The following is a 17,082-nucleotide window of genomic DNA, read 5'->3' on the forward strand; positions in this document are numbered from 1 at the left end:
TGAGCGTTATCCGCCCATTTTTGCACAGCCAGATTCACGTTCACGGTCTGGACTCTTACCCACGGAGTCGCGTTGGGGATACTCTCACTCGATTCGTGCACGGCTGATGTTAAGCGCCGGGCCTGAAGTCGTGCGTTCTGGGGCAAATCATGTCGGGCGTAGTCGCGGCGATGCGTCGAAACCTGCTGTCGTGCACCTCACTGGCACGTCACGGCATGATTGCGCTCGCCTCTGCTTTATCCATCGTATCGGAACCGGCCTTGGCCAGCGATTTGCCGCTCTCCGAGGCGATTTCGGCCTGGCTCGACCTCAATCACCAGGAATTCGCGGTGCTGACGACGGCGTTATCGCTGCTCGGCTTTACCGTCGTGGCGGCGATCCTGTTGATGCGCACCCGCATCAAGGCGACCCGCACCGAGCTCCGCCTGCGCCAGGACATCGCCGATCTGCAGGTTCAAGCCGACCGGTTGCGGGCGCTGCTGTTCGCCGAGCCGCAAATTCTGATTTCCTGGGCCGCAGGCGACAGCCGGCCGCAGATCAGCGGTGACACCGCGCTGTTGATCTCGCAGGAAGCGTTGCAAAACTCACCGCAGCGGATCCTCGCCTTTGGAACCTGGCTGCCGCCGGAACCGGCGTTGCAGATGGACCATGCCGTCGATGCGTTGCGCGAGGCCGGCGAAGGCTTTCTGCTCAACCTCTCGACCTCGAACGGCCGCGCGATCGAGGCGATGGGCCGTGCCATCGGCGGCCAAGCCGTTGTTCGGATTCGCGAACTCGGCGGGTTGCGCCGCGAACTCGCCGAATCCAATCTGCGCTACAAGACGCTGCAGGAAGAGACCGAGCTGCTGCGTGACTTCGCCGCCGCCGCGCCCTGGCCGATCTGGGCCAAGAGCCCAGAGGGCAATCTGCGCTACGCCAATACGGCCTATGTGCGGGCGACCGAAGGAACCAGCGTCGCCGATGTCGTCCGTCGCAACCTTGAACTTTTGGAAACCGACCAGCGCACCGACATGAGCCGGACGTTGAACGACAGTTCCACCTTCAGCGCGCGGCTGCCGATCGTGGTCGGCGGCGAACGGCGGATCTATGACGTGCAGGCCTTGAAGCTTGGCGGCGGCAGCGCCGGCATCGCCATCGACGCCAGCGAGGCGACCGCGCTGCGCGCCGCGCTGCAGCGGATGTCGGAGGCGCATCGCCGCACCCTCGACCAATTGTCGTCGGGGGTTGCGGTATTCGACGCCCAGCGCCGGCTCGCCTTCTACAACGAATCCTACCGCCGGCTGTGGGGCCTCGATCAGGCCTTCCTCGACGGCCAGCCCGACGATTCCAGCGTGCTCGACCGGCTGCGCGCCACGCGCAAACTCCCGGAGCAACCGGACTTCCGGGCCTGGAAAGCCAAGCTGCACGAGGCCTATCGCGCGGTCGAGCCGGAGACCTACACCTGGTTCCTGCCCGACGGCCGCGCGGTCAGCGTCGTCACCACGCCGAACCTCGAAGGCGGCGTCACCTATCTGTTCGACAATGTCACCGAAAGCCTCGATCTGGCGCGGCGGTTCGACGGGCTGACAAGGGTGCAGCACGAGACGCTCAACAATCTCGCCGAAGCGGTCGCGGTGTTCGGCAGCAATGGCCGCGTGGAACTGTTCAATCCCGCCTTCGCCAAGATCTGGAAGCTGTCGGAAGAGCAGCTGCGCGAACAGCCCCACATCGAGACCGTGGAATCCTGGTGCAAGCCGCTGTTCGACGACGCCCTGACGTGGCGGGCGCTGCGCGAGGCGATTACCGCGATCGGCAACCGGGCGCAGGTGGCGCTGAAGCTCGAGCGCAAGGACGGCAGCGTGCTGACCTGCATGACCATGCCGCTGCCCGACGGCGCCACCATGCTGACCTTCCAGGACATCACCGACACCGAGAATGTCGAGCGCGCGCTGCGCGAACGCAATGAGGCGCTCGAGACCGCCGACCAGATGAAGGTCGATTTCGTCCACCACGTGTCCTACGAGCTGCGCGCCCCGCTCACCACCATCATCGGCTTCGCGCACTTCCTGAGCGATCCCTCGACCGGCCCGCTGACGCCAAAGCAGGCCGAGTATCTCGACTACGTCACCAAATCCACCAACGCGTTGCTGGCGCTGACCAACAACATTCTCGATCTCGCCACCATCGACGCCGGCGCCATGAAGCTCGAGCTCGGCCCGGTCAACATCGCGAAAGCCATCGAGCAGGCCAAGGAAGGCATTCAGGACCGGCTCGCCACCGACCGCATCGAACTCAAGGTCGACATCGATCCCAGCATCGGCGACTTCACCGGCGACGAACGCCGCGTGGTGCAGGTGCTCTATAACCTGCTTGCCAATGCCGTCGGGTTTTCGCCGCATGATGCAACCGTCAGCATCAGCGCGCGGCGCAATGAGCATCGCGTCATCTTTACCGTCACCGATTCCGGACCGGGCATCCCGCCCGACGTCAAGGACAAGGTGTTCGACTGGTTCGAGAGCCATTCCAACGGCTCGCGGCACCGCGGCGCGGGGCTTGGTCTGTCGCTGGTGCGCTCCTTTGTCGAACTGCACGGCGGCAAGGTGCGGGTCGATTCGGAGCTCGGCAAGGGCACGACGGTCACGTGCGACTTTCCGATCGACCAGAACGCCCATCGCAACGCCGCCGAATGACCGTATCAGCGACATTCTCGGTGGCGCTCGCGAACGAGACCGCGACCGCGCAACTGATGGCCGACTTGGCGCTGCTGGTTGGACCCGGCGATGTGATCACGCTGTCGGGCGATCTCGGCGCCGGCAAGACATCAGCGGCGCGGGCGATGATCCGCTACCTCGCCAGCGACGAGGCGCTCGAGGTGCCGAGCCCGACATTCACGCTGGCGCAGAGCTATGACCAGCCGTTTCCGATCGTTCATGCCGATCTCTATCGCATCAACGATGCGAGCGAGCTGGAGGAAATCGGGCTGTCGCCGCTGCCCGAGGGCGCGCTGGCGCTGATCGAATGGCCGGAGCGCGCTGCGGACGCGCTACCGGACGACCGCATCGACATCGCCTTCAGCCATCGTCCCGCGTTCGGGTCCAGCGCGCGCGCCGCCGAGTTTACCGGTCATGGCAAGGCGGCGGTGCAGGTCGAGAGACTTAAGGCGCTGCGCCAGTTTCTCGAAACATCAGGCTTTTTGGAAGCGCAGCGCGAGCGCATGCCCGGCGATGCCTCGACGCGTTCCTATGCGCGGCTGCATCTGGGCGGTACAGCCATCCTGATGAATTCGCCGAAGCGGCCGGACGGCCCGGCGATCTATGACGGCAAATCCTACAGCGCCGCCGTGCATCTGGCCGAAGACGTCAAGCCGTTCGTCGCCATCGCCAACGGCCTGCGCGAACGCGGGTTCTCGGCGCCGGCGATACGCCACCAGGACCTCGATGCCGGTTTCCTGATCACCGAGGATTTCGGCCACGCCAGTATCGTCGAAGGCGATCCGCCGCAACCGATCGTGGAGCGCTACGAGGCCGCGACCGACATGCTGGCGGCGCTGCATCGCGAGCCGCTGCCGGACATCCTGCTGCTGACCTTGCAATCCACCCACGCCATTCCCGTATTCGACACCGAAGCGTGGCTGGTCGAGATGGGGCTGATGCTTGAATGGTACATGCCCGATCGCGGCGTCGAGCCAAGCCAGGAGCTGCGCGACGAATTCGTCGCGATGTGGCGAGAATTATTGAAGAAGCCGGCGGCCGCGCCGCGGACCTGGGTGATCCGGGACTTCCATTCCCCCAACATCATCTGGCTCGACGATCGTTCCGGAATCCTGCGTGTCGGCATCATCGATTTCCAGGACGCCGTGCTCGGACCTGCCGCCTATGACCTGGTGTCGCTGCTGCAGGACGCGCGGATCGACGTGCCCGAGGCGCTCGAGCTGACGCTGCTGACCCGCTACATCAAGGCGCGGCGCGTAGCCGACAGCAATTTCGATCCGGCCGGTTTCGCCGAGCTCTATGCCATCATGTCGGCGCAGCGGAATACCCGCCTGCTCGGCACGTTCGCGCGGCTCAACCGGCGCGACGGCAAGCCGCAATATTTGCGTCATCAGCCCCGGATCTGGACCTATCTAACTCGTTCATTGGCCCATCCGGCCCTGGCGGGTTTTCGCGAATGGTACACCGCCAACGTACCGCCGCCGGTGGCCTGATTTACCACTTGTTAGCCAACCCGGCTTTAATCTGGCTAAGGCTATGCTCCGCGTGTGCGAGCGGCTGTTTCGAATCCGGGAATACGGCGATGGCGACATCAGAGCGGCGCAAGGGAGATCGCGTCACATTCGAGCGCGGCTACCCGGCGCATATGATGGGCATCGACGGCACCTGGCGGCGTGAATGCGTGATGGAAGACGTCTCCGAGACCGGCGCCAAGCTGACGGTGGAAGGTTCCGTCGAGGGTCTGCATCTGAAGGAATTCTTCCTGCTGCTGTCGTCCACGGGACTGGCTTACCGCCGCTGCGAACTGGCCTGGGTCAATGGCGACCAGATCGGCGTCAATTTCCTGAAGCAGGGCGACAAGAAGAAAAAGGCGGCCGGCAAGCGCGGCGCGGAGACCGCCGAAGCATGAGCTCCGCCGCCCCAGCGTCGTCTTACAGCCGTCATCTGCAATGACTACGGCCTCACAGTCGCTGGATCAGCCGAATCACCGTGATATGATCCGAAGCGCTGATCCGTTTCGAGAAATCCAAGAAATGTCCGTCAAGCCCAAGAAAGCCATGGTCCTCGCCGCCGGTCTCGGCCTGCGGATGCGCCCGTTGACCGACCACATGCCAAAGCCGCTGGTGCGCGTGATGGGCCAGCCGCTGCTCGATCACGTGCTGGACAAGCTGGCCGCCGCCGGCGTCGGCGAAGCCGTGGTCAATGTGCATTATCTGCCCGACCAGATCATCGAACATACCGCCTCCCGAACCCGCCCCCGAATCACCATCTCCGACGAGCGCGATCAGGTGCTCGGCACCGGCGGCGCCGTCGTGAAGGCCCTGCCCTTGCTCGGCAACGAGCCGTTCTTCCATCTCAACGCCGACACCATGTGGATCGACGGCGTGCGGCCCAATCTGACGCGGCTGGCCGAGACCTTCGATCCCGCGCGCATGGATATCCTGCTGTTGATGGCGCCGACCACCAGCAGCATCGGCTATGCCGGCCGCGGCGATTACTCGATGCTGCCGGACGGCGCGCTGCGCAAGCGGCGCGAACATCAGGTGGTGCCGTTCGTCTATGCCGGCGCTGCGATCATGTCGCCGTCGCTGTTTACAGATGCGCCCGCGGGCGAGTTCTCGCTGACGAAATTGTTCGACCAGGCCAATGAGCAGGAGCGGCTGTTCGGCCTGCGGCTCGACGGCGTCTGGATGCATGTCGGAACCCCCGACGCGGTGCAGGCCGCGGAAGAGGCGTATCTGGAGAGCGTGGCGTAAGGCGCCTCGCCGGTTTCGGCGGTCCAGCGGTAGGGCCCGGACCCAAAATCACGAAAACAACCCCATGCAAAGTAGGCGTAGGGTGGGCAAAGGCGCCCTTCCCGCCGTGCCCACCATCTCGCAGCTGAAACCGGCTAGGCATGGTGGCCACGCGGAGCCTGTCATCGGGCGCGCCTTCGCGCGACCCGGTGGCTTTGCCCACCCTACGAAATCCGGCGAACGCCGGAACCCATGACCATTGAGCCATCACTCCCTATATTGCCCTGACCTCGAATCAGGCAGCCCATGCGCGTTTTCAGCGTTCCCGTATCCGTGCCGCTTCTGCGCACCGTCATATCGGCGTTGGTCGACGGCCGGCTGGTCGATGGATTCGAGGCGCGCCAGAATCCGCTGAACCTCGCGCAGGCGACGCTCTATCTGCCGACCCGGCGCGCCGGCCGGATGGCGCGGGAGATCTTCCTCGATGTGTTGAAGTCCGATGCGGCGATCCTGCCGCGCATCGTGGCGCTTGGCGATATCGATGAGGATGAGCTTGCGTTCTCGGAAGATTCCGAGCCCGGCGGTATTGCCCCGCTCGACGTTCCGCCCAAACTCGGCGAGCTCGAACGCCGATTGGTGCTGGCGCGACTTGTCGCCGCCTGGGCCAAACGGCCGGTACTGTCGCCACTGGTGGTCGGCGGCGCCGCCTCCACGCTGACATTGGCCGGCGATCTTGCGCGCCTGATGGACGACATGGTTACGCGCCGCGTCGATTGGAACGCGCTCGACCGTCTCGTGCCTGACCAGTTCGACAAATACTGGCAACACACGCTGGATTTCCTGAAGATCGCCCGCGACTTCTGGCCGGCCTTTCTGACCGAAACCAACAGGATCGAGCCCGCCGCGCGCCGTGACCTTCTGATCGATGCCGAAGCTGAGCGGCTCTCGAAGCAGTACACCGGCCCGGTGATCGCCGCGGGTTCTACCGGATCGATGCCGTCAACGGCAAAATTCCTGGAGGTATTAGCCAAGTTGCCCCACGGCGCGGTGGTGCTGCCGGGCCTCGATACCGATCTCGATGACGCGGCCTGGCAGACCATCGGCGGCGTCAAGGATGCCAAAGGCGCCTTCACGACGCCGCCCGCCTCCAACCACCCGCAATATGCGATGCACGCGCTGCTATCGCGCTTCGGCATCAAACGCAGCGATGTCGAAATTCTCGGCAAGCCTGCACAGAACGGCCGCGAGGTGCTGGCATCCGAAGCAATGCGGCCGTGGAACGCCACCTCGGAATGGCATGATCGGTTGAAACGGCTGGATATCTCGGCGCAGATCGCGGCCGGCATGGATAAGCTCGCCGTGGTCGAGGCCCCGAATCCGGAAATGGAGGCGCTCGCAATTGCGGTCGCCATGCGAGAGGCGCTGCATCTGAACAAGTCGGCGGCGCTGGTGACGCCGGACCGCGCGCTGGCGCGACGGGTGACGGCGGCGCTCGGCCGCTGGAATCTCGAATTCAACGATTCCGGCGGCGACGCGCTGATGGAAACGCCGGCCGGCATCTTTGCGCGGTTGGTGGCGGCAGCCGCCACCAATGGATTGGAGCCGCCAATCCTGCTGGCACTGCTCAAGCATCCGATGTTCCGGCTCGGCGGCATGCATGGCACGTTGAAGCGCGGCATTGAAGTGCTCGAGCTTGCGCTGCTACGCGGCACTCGACCCCAGGCCGGCAGTAGTGGTTTGGCCGCCGATTTCACGCGCTTCCGCGATGAACTGCGCAAGTTGCGCAGCGGCGAAACCTCATCGCTGCACCATGCCGAGCCGCGCGCACGGCTGGGCGACCAAGAACTCGACCGCGCGCAATCGCTGATCGCGGCGCTCAGCAAGGCGCTGACACCGCTGGAAGGCTTTGCCGGCTCCAAACTGCATGATTTTGCCGAACTCGCGCAGCGCCATCGGGAGACGCTGGTGAACCTCTCCGCTGACGAGCACGGTGCCGCCACGGCATTCGAGCGGCCGGACGGGCTTGCACTCGCGTCTGCCTTCGACGATTTGCTCGGCCGGCAGGAGAAGATCGGCCTGATGGTCGATGCCGGCGACTATGCCGAGGTGTTCCAGGCCGCCTTTGCAGACCGTTTGGTGCGGCGGCGCGAACTGCCGGGAGCGCAACTCCACATCTTCGGCCAACTGGAAGCGCGGCTGACGGAATCCGACCGCATCATCCTGGGCGGATTGGTCGAAACCGTGTGGCCGCCGGCGCCGCGCGTCGATCCATGGCTGAGCCGGCCGATGCGCCATGAACTCGGTCTCGACCTTCCGGAGCGCCGGATCGGCCTTTCTGCGCACGACTTCGCTCAACTGCTCGGCCATGAGGACGTGATCCTCACCCATTCGACCAAGGTCGGCGGTGCTCCGGCAGTCGCCTCGCGCTTCCTGCACCGGCTGGAAGCCGTTGCGGGCGAGGAGCGCTGGAAGACAGCCAAGGCGGCCGGCGACAAGTATGTCCGCTACGCCGGCGCGATTGATCAGCCTGCGGAGGTCAAGCCGATCGAGCAGCCGCAACCCAAGCCGCCGCGCGAGACGCGTCCGACGAAACTCTCGGTCACCGCGATCGAGGACTGGCTGCGCGATCCCTACACCATCTATGCCCGCCACATTCTCAAGCTCAATCCGCTGGATCCCGTCGACATGCCGCTGTCGGCAGCCGATCGCGGCTCTGCAATTCACGAAGCGCTCGGTGAATTCACCAAGGAATACGCCAAAGCACTGCCGGTCGATGCCGTCGGCGTGCTGCGCCGTATCGGCGAAAAACATTTCGCGCCGCTGATGGAGAAACCGGAGGCGCGCGCGCTGTGGTGGCCGCGCTTCCAGCGCATCGCGCGCTGGTTCGCCGAATGGGAGGCGGCGCGCCGCGACAACATCGCGTTCATCGACGCAGAGACCAAAGGCGAAATCAAGATCCCCCTCGACAACGCCAGAATATTCACGCTCTCTGCACGCGCCGACCGGATCGAACGCCGTGGCGATGGCGGCTACGCAATCCTCGACTACAAGACCGGGCAACCGCCGACCGGAAAGCAGGTACGGATGGGATTATCGCCGCAGCTCACGCTGGAGGCAGCGATCCTGCGCGAAGGAGGCTTTGCCGGCATCGATGCGGGCGCCTCCGTCGATGAACTCGCCTATGTCAGATTGAGCGGCAACAATCCGCCGGGCGAGCACAAGACGATGGAATTGAAGATCAAGCAAAACGACCCGCCGCAGCTGCCGGATGACGCGGCCGATTATGCGCGAGCGCAGCTCGAGGCGCTGATCCGCCGGTTCGAGAACCCCGACGAGCCGTATCGATCACTGGTGCTGTCGATGTGGACCGCCCGCTATGGCGACTATGACAACCTCGCCCGTGTCAAGGAATGGTCCGCCTCCGGCGGCGTTGCGCTGGAGGAGTGGTGAAGGCTCCGCGCGTCATTCCTCCGCCCGTCCGTGACGCGCAGGCCCGCGCGTCAGATCCTGCGGCATCCGCGTTCGTGTCGGCCAATGCCGGCTCCGGGAAGACCCATGTGCTGGTGCAGCGCGTGATCCGCCTGCTGCTCGCCGGCGTGCCGCCGGAAAAGATCCTGTGCCTCACCTTCACCAAGGCAGCCGCCGCCAACATGGCCGAGCGCGTGTTCACGACGCTCGGCCACTGGGTAACGCTCGACGACGACGCGCTCGATGTCGCCATCCGCGACGCCGGCATCACGCATGTGACTGTGCGACTGCGCAAATCGGCACGCGAGCTCTTTGCCTCGGCGCTGGAAACACCGGGCGGTCTGAAGGTTCAAACCATTCACGCGCTGTGCACCCGCCTGTTGCAGCAATTTCCCTTTGAAGCCAACGTGCCGGCTCGCTTCGCCGTGCTCGACGATCGCGACCAGACCGAGATGATGGAGCGCGCCAGCCTGGCCGTGATGCTCGATGCCTCGCGGGCGCCCGACAGCGCGATCGGGCGGGCGCTGCTGGCCGCGATGGCGAATGCGGCCGATGTTACTTTCAAGGATGTCGTGCGAGAGGCCTGCCTCAGCCGCGAACACTTCATGGCCTGGACCGACGCGGCCGGCAGCGCTGACGCTGCCGTCGCGCAGGTTTCAGCTTTGCTTGGAGTCACCGCGGCTGACCGCATCGAGGATGTCGAGCGTGAGATCGTCGATGGCCCAAACTTGCCGCGCTCGCGCTGGGAGGAGATCGCGCGTGCGCTCGAGACTGGAGCCAAGACCGAGCGCGACAACGCGGACCGATTACGCGCTGCGCTGCCTGCCGCCGGCGCCGCCCAGGCCGATGAATATCTCGGCATATTCCTTACCGACGCCGATCGGACCCCCCGCAAATCCGTATTGACGAAGAATTTCGTCCGGGACAATCCGGCGATCGGAAGCCGCTTCGATGCCGAGGCGAGCCGGCTGGGTCCGCTGATCGAAAAGCGCCGCGCCGTCACGGCACGTGACCGCACCGAAGCCTTGCTGCATATCGCGATCGCGGTTGCCGCGAACTACCGCCGCGAGAAGCTGGACCGCGGCCTGCTCGACTATGACGATCTGATCGATAAGACGCTGGCCCTGCTCGCCAGCGGCGCGTCCGGCTGGGTGCATTACAAGCTCGACCGCGGCGTCGATCACGTGCTGATCGACGAGGCGCAGGACACCAGCCCCCGGCAATGGGATATCATCGCGCATATCATCTCGGAATTCACCGTTGGCGCGGGCGCGCGCGGCGCCGCCAACCGCACCGTGTTCGCGGTCGGCGACGAGAAGCAGTCGATCTTCTCCTTTCAGGGAGCTGCGCCGCGGGAGTTCGCCGCCCGCCGGTGGGAGCTGAAGAAAAAGTTCGAAGACGCCGAGCTGAAATTCGAATCAATCCCGTTTACCTATTCTTTCCGCTCGGGACAGGCGATCCTGAAATCCGTCGATGATGTATTTCACGACGAAGCGATCTATCGCAGCATCCATGCCGAAAAGGCTTATCCGCTGCATGAAGCGTTGCCTGATGCAGGTCCAAGCCAGATCGACCTCTGGGAGCTTTCGGTCGCCGATGAGAAGCAGGACATCGAGGGCTGGCGCGCCCCGTTCGACGGCGTTCCGCTGACGAGCGCCGAGGTCAAGCTGTCGAAAAGCATCCAGAGCGAGATCAGGCGCCTTGTCACGGGCGGCACCATGACCGGAAGGCTGGATAATCGACGGCGCCTCGCCTATGGCGACGTGCTGGTGCTGGTGCGCCGCCGCGGCAACCTGTTCGACGCCGTCATCCAGGCGTTGAAGCACGCGGGCATTCCGGTGGCCGGCGCCGACCGGTTGAAACTTACCGAGCACATTGCAATCATCGATCTGACGAATCTTGCCGACGCCCTGTTGCTGCCGCAGGACGATCTCGCGCTCGCCGTCGTGTTGAAGAGCCCACTGTTCAACCTCACCGAAGAGGAACTGTTCACGCTCGCCAGGGACCGCAAGGGATCGCTGCGCGACGCCCTGACCGCGCATGCTGCCGAAAGCAGCAAATTCAGGGACACGCTCGACCGGCTTTTCGCGTGCGAGCGGCGCTTCCGCACCGAGACGCCGTTTGCCTTCTATGCCTGGCTGCTGGGCGGAGACAACGGCCGCGCGCGCATCCTGCGCCGGCTTGGGCACGAAGCCAACGATGCACTCGACGAATTCCTCGAACTGGCGCTGTCCTACGAGAAGAAGGCGCCGGCCTCGCTGCAGGGCTTCATGGCCTGGCTGCGCGCCGCCGACACCGAAGTAAAGCGTGACATGGAAATCTCGCGCGACGAGGTGCGCGTGATGACCGTGCATGGCGCCAAGGGGCTGGAAGCTCCGGTGGTGATTATGGCCGACACCACGACGTCGCCATCGGACACCCAGCGCCTTCGCCTCATCCAGTTGCCGCTGGGAAATGGCGGCAAGGCCATGGTCTGGGCCGGACGCAAGGCCGACGACCCGCCTTGCGTGGCGGACGCGCGCAATGCCATGCTGGAAGAGACCGAGCACGAATATCGCCGCCTGCTCTATGTCGCAATGACGCGCGCGGCTGACCGGCTGATAATCGCCGGCTGCATGCCCGGCAACAGGAACAGCGTGCGCAAATTCTCCTGGTACGATTTGATCACCAGCGGCCTCGCCAGTTCCGATTTGCAGTTTCAGGAAATCCAGACCCCGAATGGCGTTGTGAAGCGTTATTCGCGGGCCGACGATGTTGCACCCTCGGACGGCCCGGCGGCTGAACCTTCAAGCGAAGCGGCGACCGTGCTGCCATCCTGGCTGCAGAAGCTGGCGCCTTCCGAGGCGGCCGCCGAAAGCCTGCTGCGCCCGTCCGATCCCGCTGACGACGACAGCCATCCGGTCCGGTCAGGCGAATCGATCCTCGCCCGCGCCAAGGCGCTCAAGCGCGGCACGCTGGTGCACCGGTTGCTGCAGTCGCTGCCCGATATCGCCGCCGAACGCCGCCGCGAGGCCGCGCTGTCGCATCTTGCGCGAAATGCCGACGGCTGGACCGAGGACGAACGGCGCACGCTGGCGGAAAAAGCGCTGGCGCTGATTGCGGATGCGCGCTTTGCGCACGCCTTTGCGCCGGGCAGCCAGGCCGAGGTCTCGATCGTCGGACGGCTGGATCGACCCGGGCAGCCACCGGCGCTGGTTTCCGGCCAAATCGACCGGCTGGTGGTGACCGAGCGAGAGGTTTTGATCGTCGATTACAAGACCAACCACGCCCCGCCCACGCTGCCTGCCGAGGCGCCGCGCGGCTATGTCCGCCAGCTCGCGCTCTACCGGGCGGTACTGGCAAAACTTTATCCCCAGCTGCCGGTCCGGGCCGCACTGCTTTGGACCGAAACGCCTGATTTGATGGAGATTTCCGCCCCCGCGCTGGACGCGGCACTGGCATCCTATCATCTCGGCGTGACCGCGCTTGACCCGGCAAGATCGCGTTCATAGGTTCGTCAATATGATCCTAGGCGCGATTCTCATCCGCGCGCTGTTTTCAACCGAACGAGGTATTCCCATGGCCGTTGGCAAGGTTTCTGACGCCGATTTCGAAGCCGAAGTGCTCAACGCGACCGGGCCGGTGGTCGTGGATTTCTGGGCCGAATGGTGCGGCCCCTGCCGCATGATCGGCCCGGCGCTCGACGAGATTTCCGGCGTGATGGGCGACAAGGTCAAGATCGTGAAGCTGAACGTCGACGAGAGCCCGAAGACGGCCTCGAAATACGGCGTGATGTCGATCCCGACCCTGATGATCTTCAAGGGCGGCGAGATGGCCTCCCGCCAGGTCGGCGCCGCGCCAAAGGCGAAGCTGCAGCAGTGGATCACTGCCGCGGTTTGATCGGCTTCGATTGCTCGTTATTTGAAACGGCCGGCTTAGCGCCGGCCGTTTTGTTTTGATCCCGTAGCCCGGAGCCCCGGATTACGCTTCGCTTCATCCGGGCTACGAACTACGCACTTATCTAATCCACCCCGTCGCCAGCGCGGAGGCCAGCTCAAGCTGGCCGTTCTGCCGCGCCAGCGCCGCCATCGCCTCGTGGTCGTAGGGCACATGCCGAAACGTCACGCGCCAGGATCCATCAGCCAGTTCGAGGATCGCGTAGCGCGCGTCCGGCGTGCCGGCTTCGATCAGATGCGGAAACGGGTGGGTGTCGCGATAGCCGGGCGAGCCGACGCTGCCCGGATTGACGATTCTGCGCCCATCGCCGAGGCGGACGGTCCGCGCGACATGGGTGTGGGCGCAGAGGATCAGCGGCTGCGTGATCCCTTCGGCTTGCTTCTCGATCGCATCGAGCGAGGCCATGCAAACGGTGCCGTCTGATATCACCGTGTCCAGCCAATAGACCTCGTCGTGCGCGGGTGTCGCGTGGCAGAGAAACACAAGGTCGCGATAGACGCGCGTCGGCGGCAGCGCGCGCAGCCAATCGAGATGAGTCTTGTCGAGCTGCGCATGGGCCGGTCTGTCCCAGGAACCCATCTTCTCCGGCGGCCGGTCTATCAGATAGCGGTCATGGTTGCCGAGTACGTGCACGGCATCGAGCGCGATCAGCGCATCCATCGTGCGCCGCGCGTCGAGCGGGCCGCTCGCCATGTCGCCGAGATTGACGATCTCTTTGATACCCTGGGCGCGGATATCGGTAATCACGGCTTCCAGCGCGAGGTAGTTTCCGTGCACATCGGCAATCGCGGCAAATCGCATGGTCTTTCCAGTCCCGTCTAGGTCTACGTGCCCCGGATGACGGTGCGCTGCTGATCCGGGGTCCAGATGGGTCCCGGCTCTGCAGAGCAGCGTGAAGGACGCTGCACCGCGTCCGGGACACGAGGGAGTTATGCAGGCGGCGTGCCATTGCGGGCCAGCACGTGGCCTGCGAGGTAGAGCGATCCTGTGATCAGGATGCGCGGCGGCACTTCATAAGCAAGTTTCGACAGTGTTTGAAGCGCGGCTTCGACGCTGGCGGCGTTCTCCACGCGCATGCCGAGGGCGCGGGCGGCATCCGCCAGCCGGTCCGGCGGCATCGACGCCGCCATGGCCATCGAGCTCGCATTGTCGCGACCGGGGATTGGCACCGCCATGATATGGCGCGTCAACCCCGCGAAGTTGGCGAGGAACGCGCCGGCGTCCTTGTTGGCCATCATGCCTGTTATGACGACCAGCGGCCGCGACACCCTCTCCTCCAGATCGCCCAGCGCCGCTGCGGCGACGCGCCCGCCTTCGGCATTGTGTCCGCCATCGAGCCAGATCTCGCAACCCTGCGGTCCCTGCTCGACCAGCGCGCCGGAAACCAGCCGCTGCATCCGCGCCGGCCATTCGGCGTTGACGATGCCGGCCTCGAAATGGGGCATGCCGATCTTGAAGGTGTCGAGCGCACGCAAGGTCGCAATCGCGAGCCCGGCATTGTCGAACTGATGCCGGCCGAACAGTTTTGGCGCCACCAGATCCATCAGGCCGCGATCGTCCTGATAGACCAGCCGGCCGCGCTCGACGCTGACATGCCATTGCTGGCCGGCCGCATGCAGCGGCGCGCGCATGCGGCGCGCCTGCGCCTCGATCACCGCCATCGCTTCCGGCGCCTGCTCGGCACAAACCACCGGCGCATTGCGCTTGATGATCGCGGCTTTCTCACCGGCGATCTCGGCCAGCGAATTGCCGAGGAATTCCGTATGATCCATGCTGACCGGCGCGATCACGCTCGCAATCGGCGCGTCGATCACATTGGTGGCATCCAGCCGTCCGCCGAGGCCGACTTCCAGCAGCACGACATCGGCCGGATGCTGTGCAAACAGACAAAACGCCGCCGCGGTTTCGATCTCGAAAATCGTGATCGGATCGCCCGCGTTGGCGCGCTCGCAATGCCCGAGCGCGGCGCACAATTCATCGTCATCGACCAGCACGCCGCCACCGCTGCGGCCAAGACGAAAACATTCGTTGAGCCGCACCAGATAGGGCGAGGTATAGACGTGAACGCGCAGGCTCGCAGCTTCCAGGATCGCGCGCAGATAGGCAATGGTGGAACCCTTGCCATTGGTCCCGGCGACATGGATCACCGGCGGCAGCTTGCTTTCAGGGTGATCAAGCCGCGCCAGCAGGGCCTGCATGCGATCGAGGCTGAGATCGATGCGGCTGGGATGGAGCGCCGCCAGCCGCGCGATCAATTCGTCGAGCGAGGGCTGCGATCTGGCGGCGGGTGCGTTCACGCGTGCGGTGCGGCCGGCACCGCTTCCGGCGCCGAGACGATCTGGGCCGGGTCGGTGACCTGCGGCACGGCTTTCGACGCAACATCAGGCGCCGGCGACTTCGTCAGCAGCCGGCACAGCCGCGCCAGGGTGGGGCGCATTTCGTGGCGATGCACCACCATGTCGACCATGCCGTGGTCGCGCAGATACTCGGCGCGCTGGAAACCTTCCGGCAGTTTCTCGCGAATGGTCTGTTCGATGACGCGCGCGCCGGCGAATCCGATCAGCGCACCGGGCTCGGCGATCTGCACGTCGCCCAGCATGGCGTAGGATGCGGTGACACCGCCGGTGGTCGGGTTGGTCAGCACGACGATGTAGGGCAGTTTTGCCTCGCGCAGCATCTGCACGCCGACCGTCGTTCGCGGCATCTGCATGAGCGACAAAATGCCTTCCTGCATCCGCGCGCCGCCGGAGGCGGCGAACACGATGAACGGCGATTTCTTTTCGACCGCGAGCTCGAGCCCACGCACGATCGCTTCGCCGGCGGCCATGCCGAGCGAACCGCCCATGAAATCGAAATCCTGCACGGCCACGACGACGCCGGCGCCTTCGAGCTTGCCGTAGCCGACCTTGATGGCGTCGTTCAATCCGGTCTTGGCGCGCGCATCCTTGATGCGGTCGGCATATTTGCGCTCATCGCGAAACTTCAGCGGATCGGCGGTCACGTCAGGCAGCGCGATATCGTACCAGGTCTCGTTGTCGAAGATCGATTTCAGCCGCGCCACCGCGCCCATGCGCATGTGGTAGTTTGAGCCGGGAATCACGAACTGGTTGGCCTCGACGTCCTTGTAGAACACGAGCTGCCCGGAATCCGGGCACTTGATCCACAGATTCTCCGGCGTCTCGCGGCGCAGGATGCTGCGGATCTTCGGCCGGACGACGTTGGTGAGCCAATTCATGTTTCGCTCCGAAATGCGGTTGGACGCATCAGCTGCAATATATGGCGGCCCGGGTCGGACCCGGCAAGGCGTGGACTTCTAGTTGGGCTTGGTCTTTTCGGAAAACCGGGGTCCACTTTTCCGGACCAAGCCCCCGCGCCTCATTCTACGCCAAAATGGCCTATTCTGCGGCCTGCTTGGCGCCCCTAACGCCCTGCGCTAGGGCGGCAACGAGGTCGGCCACGGCGGGTACGGTCTTGGCGGTGGCGCGCCCCTCCGCATCGAGGCTGCCGCGCAGGGCATCGACCAGGGCGGTGCCGACGACGGCGCCATTGGCGTTCTCGGCAATCGCGCGCGCGGCATCCGGCGTCCTGATACCGAAACCGACGCAGACCGGCAGCGTGGTATGCCGCTTGATTCGGGCGACGGCTTCACCGACTACGTGGGAATCGGCGCTGGCGCTGCCGGTGATGCCGGTGATCGCGACGTAATAGACAAAACCCGACGTGTTCGCGAGCACCGCCGGCAGGCGCTTGTCGTCGGTGGTCGGCGTCGCCAGGCGAATGAAATTGAGCCCGGCCTTCATCGCCGGCAGGCACAGCTCGTCGTCTTCTTCCGGCGGCAGATCGACGATAATCAGACCATCGACGCCAGCGGTCTTCGCGTCGACAAGGAACTTGTCGACGCCGTAAATGTAGATCGGATTGTAATAACCCATCAGCACCAGCGGCGTGGTGTCGTCGTCCTTGCGGAAGCCGCGCACCATCTCCAGCGTCTTCTTCAGCGTCATGCCGGCTCTCAGCGCGCGCAAGCCCGCCGCCTGAATCGACGGCCCGTCGGCCATCGGATCGGTAAAGGGCATGCCGATCTCGATCATGTCGGCGCCGGCTTTCGGCAGCGCCTTGAGGATGTCGAGCGAGGTTTTCGGATCGGGATCGCCGGCCATCAGGAAGGTGACGAAAGCCGAGCGGCCCTGCTTGGCGAGTTCGGCGAAGCGCGCGTCGATACGGGTGGTCATGCTGCGGCGCTCGCTGTGCTG

General features: G+C 64.8%; 11 protein-coding genes. 7 read left to right on the forward strand and 4 right to left on the reverse strand.

The genetic code is table 11. The annotated features are described in order from the left end of the window. The first annotated feature begins 149 nt into the window (after positions 1–149). The 7 genes from JQ567_RS18615 to trxA all read left to right on the forward strand — a co-directional run bounded on the left by JQ567_RS18615 (position 150) and on the right by trxA (position 12,772). Complete coding sequence (locus tag JQ567_RS18615; RefSeq protein ID WP_212440175.1) at positions 150–2,669, forward strand: PAS domain-containing sensor histidine kinase; 2,520 nt, start codon at positions 150–152, stop codon at positions 2,667–2,669. Then, positions 2,666–4,183, forward strand: coding sequence for a tRNA (adenosine(37)-N6)-threonylcarbamoyltransferase complex ATPase subunit type 1 TsaE (gene tsaE / locus JQ567_RS18620; protein ID WP_212440176.1), 1,518 nt, complete (start codon positions 2,666–2,668; stop codon positions 4,181–4,183). The genes JQ567_RS18615 and tsaE overlap by 4 nt, the downstream gene beginning before the upstream one ends. A gap of 89 nt (positions 4,184–4,272) precedes the next feature. Further along, complete coding sequence (locus tag JQ567_RS18625) at positions 4,273–4,599, forward strand: PilZ domain-containing protein (protein ID WP_212032028.1); 327 nt, start codon at positions 4,273–4,275, stop codon at positions 4,597–4,599. A 124-nt stretch (positions 4,600–4,723) separates the two neighbouring features. Further along, entirely contained in the window at positions 4,724–5,446 is a 723-nt protein-coding gene (locus JQ567_RS18630) for a nucleotidyltransferase family protein (RefSeq protein ID WP_212440177.1), read from the forward strand. Between the two features lie 285 nt (positions 5,447–5,731). Next, positions 5,732–8,875 (forward strand): double-strand break repair protein AddB, encoded by a 3,144-nt coding sequence (gene addB, locus JQ567_RS18635; protein WP_212440178.1) that lies wholly within the window; start codon positions 5,732–5,734, stop codon positions 8,873–8,875. After that, entirely contained in the window at positions 8,836–12,384 is a 3,549-nt protein-coding gene (gene addA, locus JQ567_RS18640) for a double-strand break repair helicase AddA (protein WP_212440179.1), read from the forward strand. Before addB ends, addA begins: the two co-directional genes overlap by 40 nt. Before the next feature lie 67 nt (positions 12,385–12,451). Next, positions 12,452–12,772 (forward strand): thioredoxin, encoded by a 321-nt coding sequence (trxA, locus tag JQ567_RS18645; protein WP_212440180.1) that lies wholly within the window; start codon positions 12,452–12,454, stop codon positions 12,770–12,772. A 117-nt stretch (positions 12,773–12,889) separates the two neighbouring features. Here trxA and JQ567_RS18650 read toward each other — a convergent pair whose 3' ends face one another. From JQ567_RS18650 to trpA, 4 genes are all read right to left on the reverse strand, one after another. After that, a complete protein-coding gene (locus JQ567_RS18650; RefSeq protein ID WP_212440181.1) occupies positions 12,890–13,630 on the reverse strand; it encodes a metallophosphoesterase in 741 nt (246 codons plus the stop codon). A gap of 128 nt (positions 13,631–13,758) precedes the next feature. After that, entirely contained in the window at positions 13,759–15,126 is a 1,368-nt protein-coding gene (locus JQ567_RS18655; RefSeq protein WP_212440182.1) for a folylpolyglutamate synthase/dihydrofolate synthase family protein, read from the reverse strand. Beyond that, positions 15,123–16,064: an acetyl-CoA carboxylase, carboxyltransferase subunit beta gene (accD, locus tag JQ567_RS18660; protein WP_192736235.1), complete on the reverse strand. Its 942-nt coding sequence runs from the start codon at positions 16,062–16,064 to the stop codon at positions 15,123–15,125. Before accD ends, JQ567_RS18655 begins: the two co-directional genes overlap by 4 nt. 160 nt (positions 16,065–16,224) lie before the next feature. Continuing rightward, positions 16,225–17,061 carry a tryptophan synthase subunit alpha gene (trpA, locus tag JQ567_RS18665; protein ID WP_212440183.1) on the reverse strand — a complete coding sequence of 279 codons (837 nt, stop codon included), beginning with the start codon at positions 17,059–17,061 and terminating at the stop codon, positions 16,225–16,227. Positions 17,062–17,082 lie beyond the last annotated feature (21 nt).

Source organism: Bradyrhizobium sp. AUGA SZCCT0431 (genome assembly GCF_018131065.1).
Taxonomy (GTDB): domain Bacteria; phylum Pseudomonadota; class Alphaproteobacteria; order Rhizobiales; family Xanthobacteraceae; genus Bradyrhizobium.

Excerpts from the sequence above, each read along its gene's own strand:
- JQ567_RS18615 (WP_212440175.1), top strand. The coding sequence starts at position 150 with ATGTCGGGCGTAGTCGCGGCGATGCGTCGAAACCTGCTGTCGTGCACC.
- tsaE (WP_212440176.1), top strand. The coding sequence starts at position 2,666 with ATGACCGTATCAGCGACATTCTCGGTGGCGCTCGCGAACGAGACCGCG.
- JQ567_RS18625 (WP_212032028.1), top strand. The coding sequence starts at position 4,273 with ATGGCGACATCAGAGCGGCGCAAGGGAGATCGCGTCACATTCGAGCGC.
- JQ567_RS18630 (WP_212440177.1), top strand. The coding sequence starts at position 4,724 with ATGTCCGTCAAGCCCAAGAAAGCCATGGTCCTCGCCGCCGGTCTCGGC.
- addB (WP_212440178.1), top strand. The coding sequence starts at position 5,732 with ATGCGCGTTTTCAGCGTTCCCGTATCCGTGCCGCTTCTGCGCACCGTC.
- addA (WP_212440179.1), top strand. The coding sequence starts at position 8,836 with ATGGTCCGCCTCCGGCGGCGTTGCGCTGGAGGAGTGGTGAAGGCTCCG.
- trxA (WP_212440180.1), top strand. The coding sequence starts at position 12,452 with ATGGCCGTTGGCAAGGTTTCTGACGCCGATTTCGAAGCCGAAGTGCTC.
- JQ567_RS18650 (WP_212440181.1), bottom strand. The coding sequence starts at position 13,630 with ATGCGATTTGCCGCGATTGCCGATGTGCACGGAAACTACCTCGCGCTG.
- accD (WP_192736235.1), bottom strand. The coding sequence starts at position 16,064 with ATGAATTGGCTCACCAACGTCGTCCGGCCGAAGATCCGCAGCATCCTG.
- trpA (WP_212440183.1), bottom strand. The coding sequence starts at position 17,061 with ATGACCACCCGTATCGACGCGCGCTTCGCCGAACTCGCCAAGCAGGGC.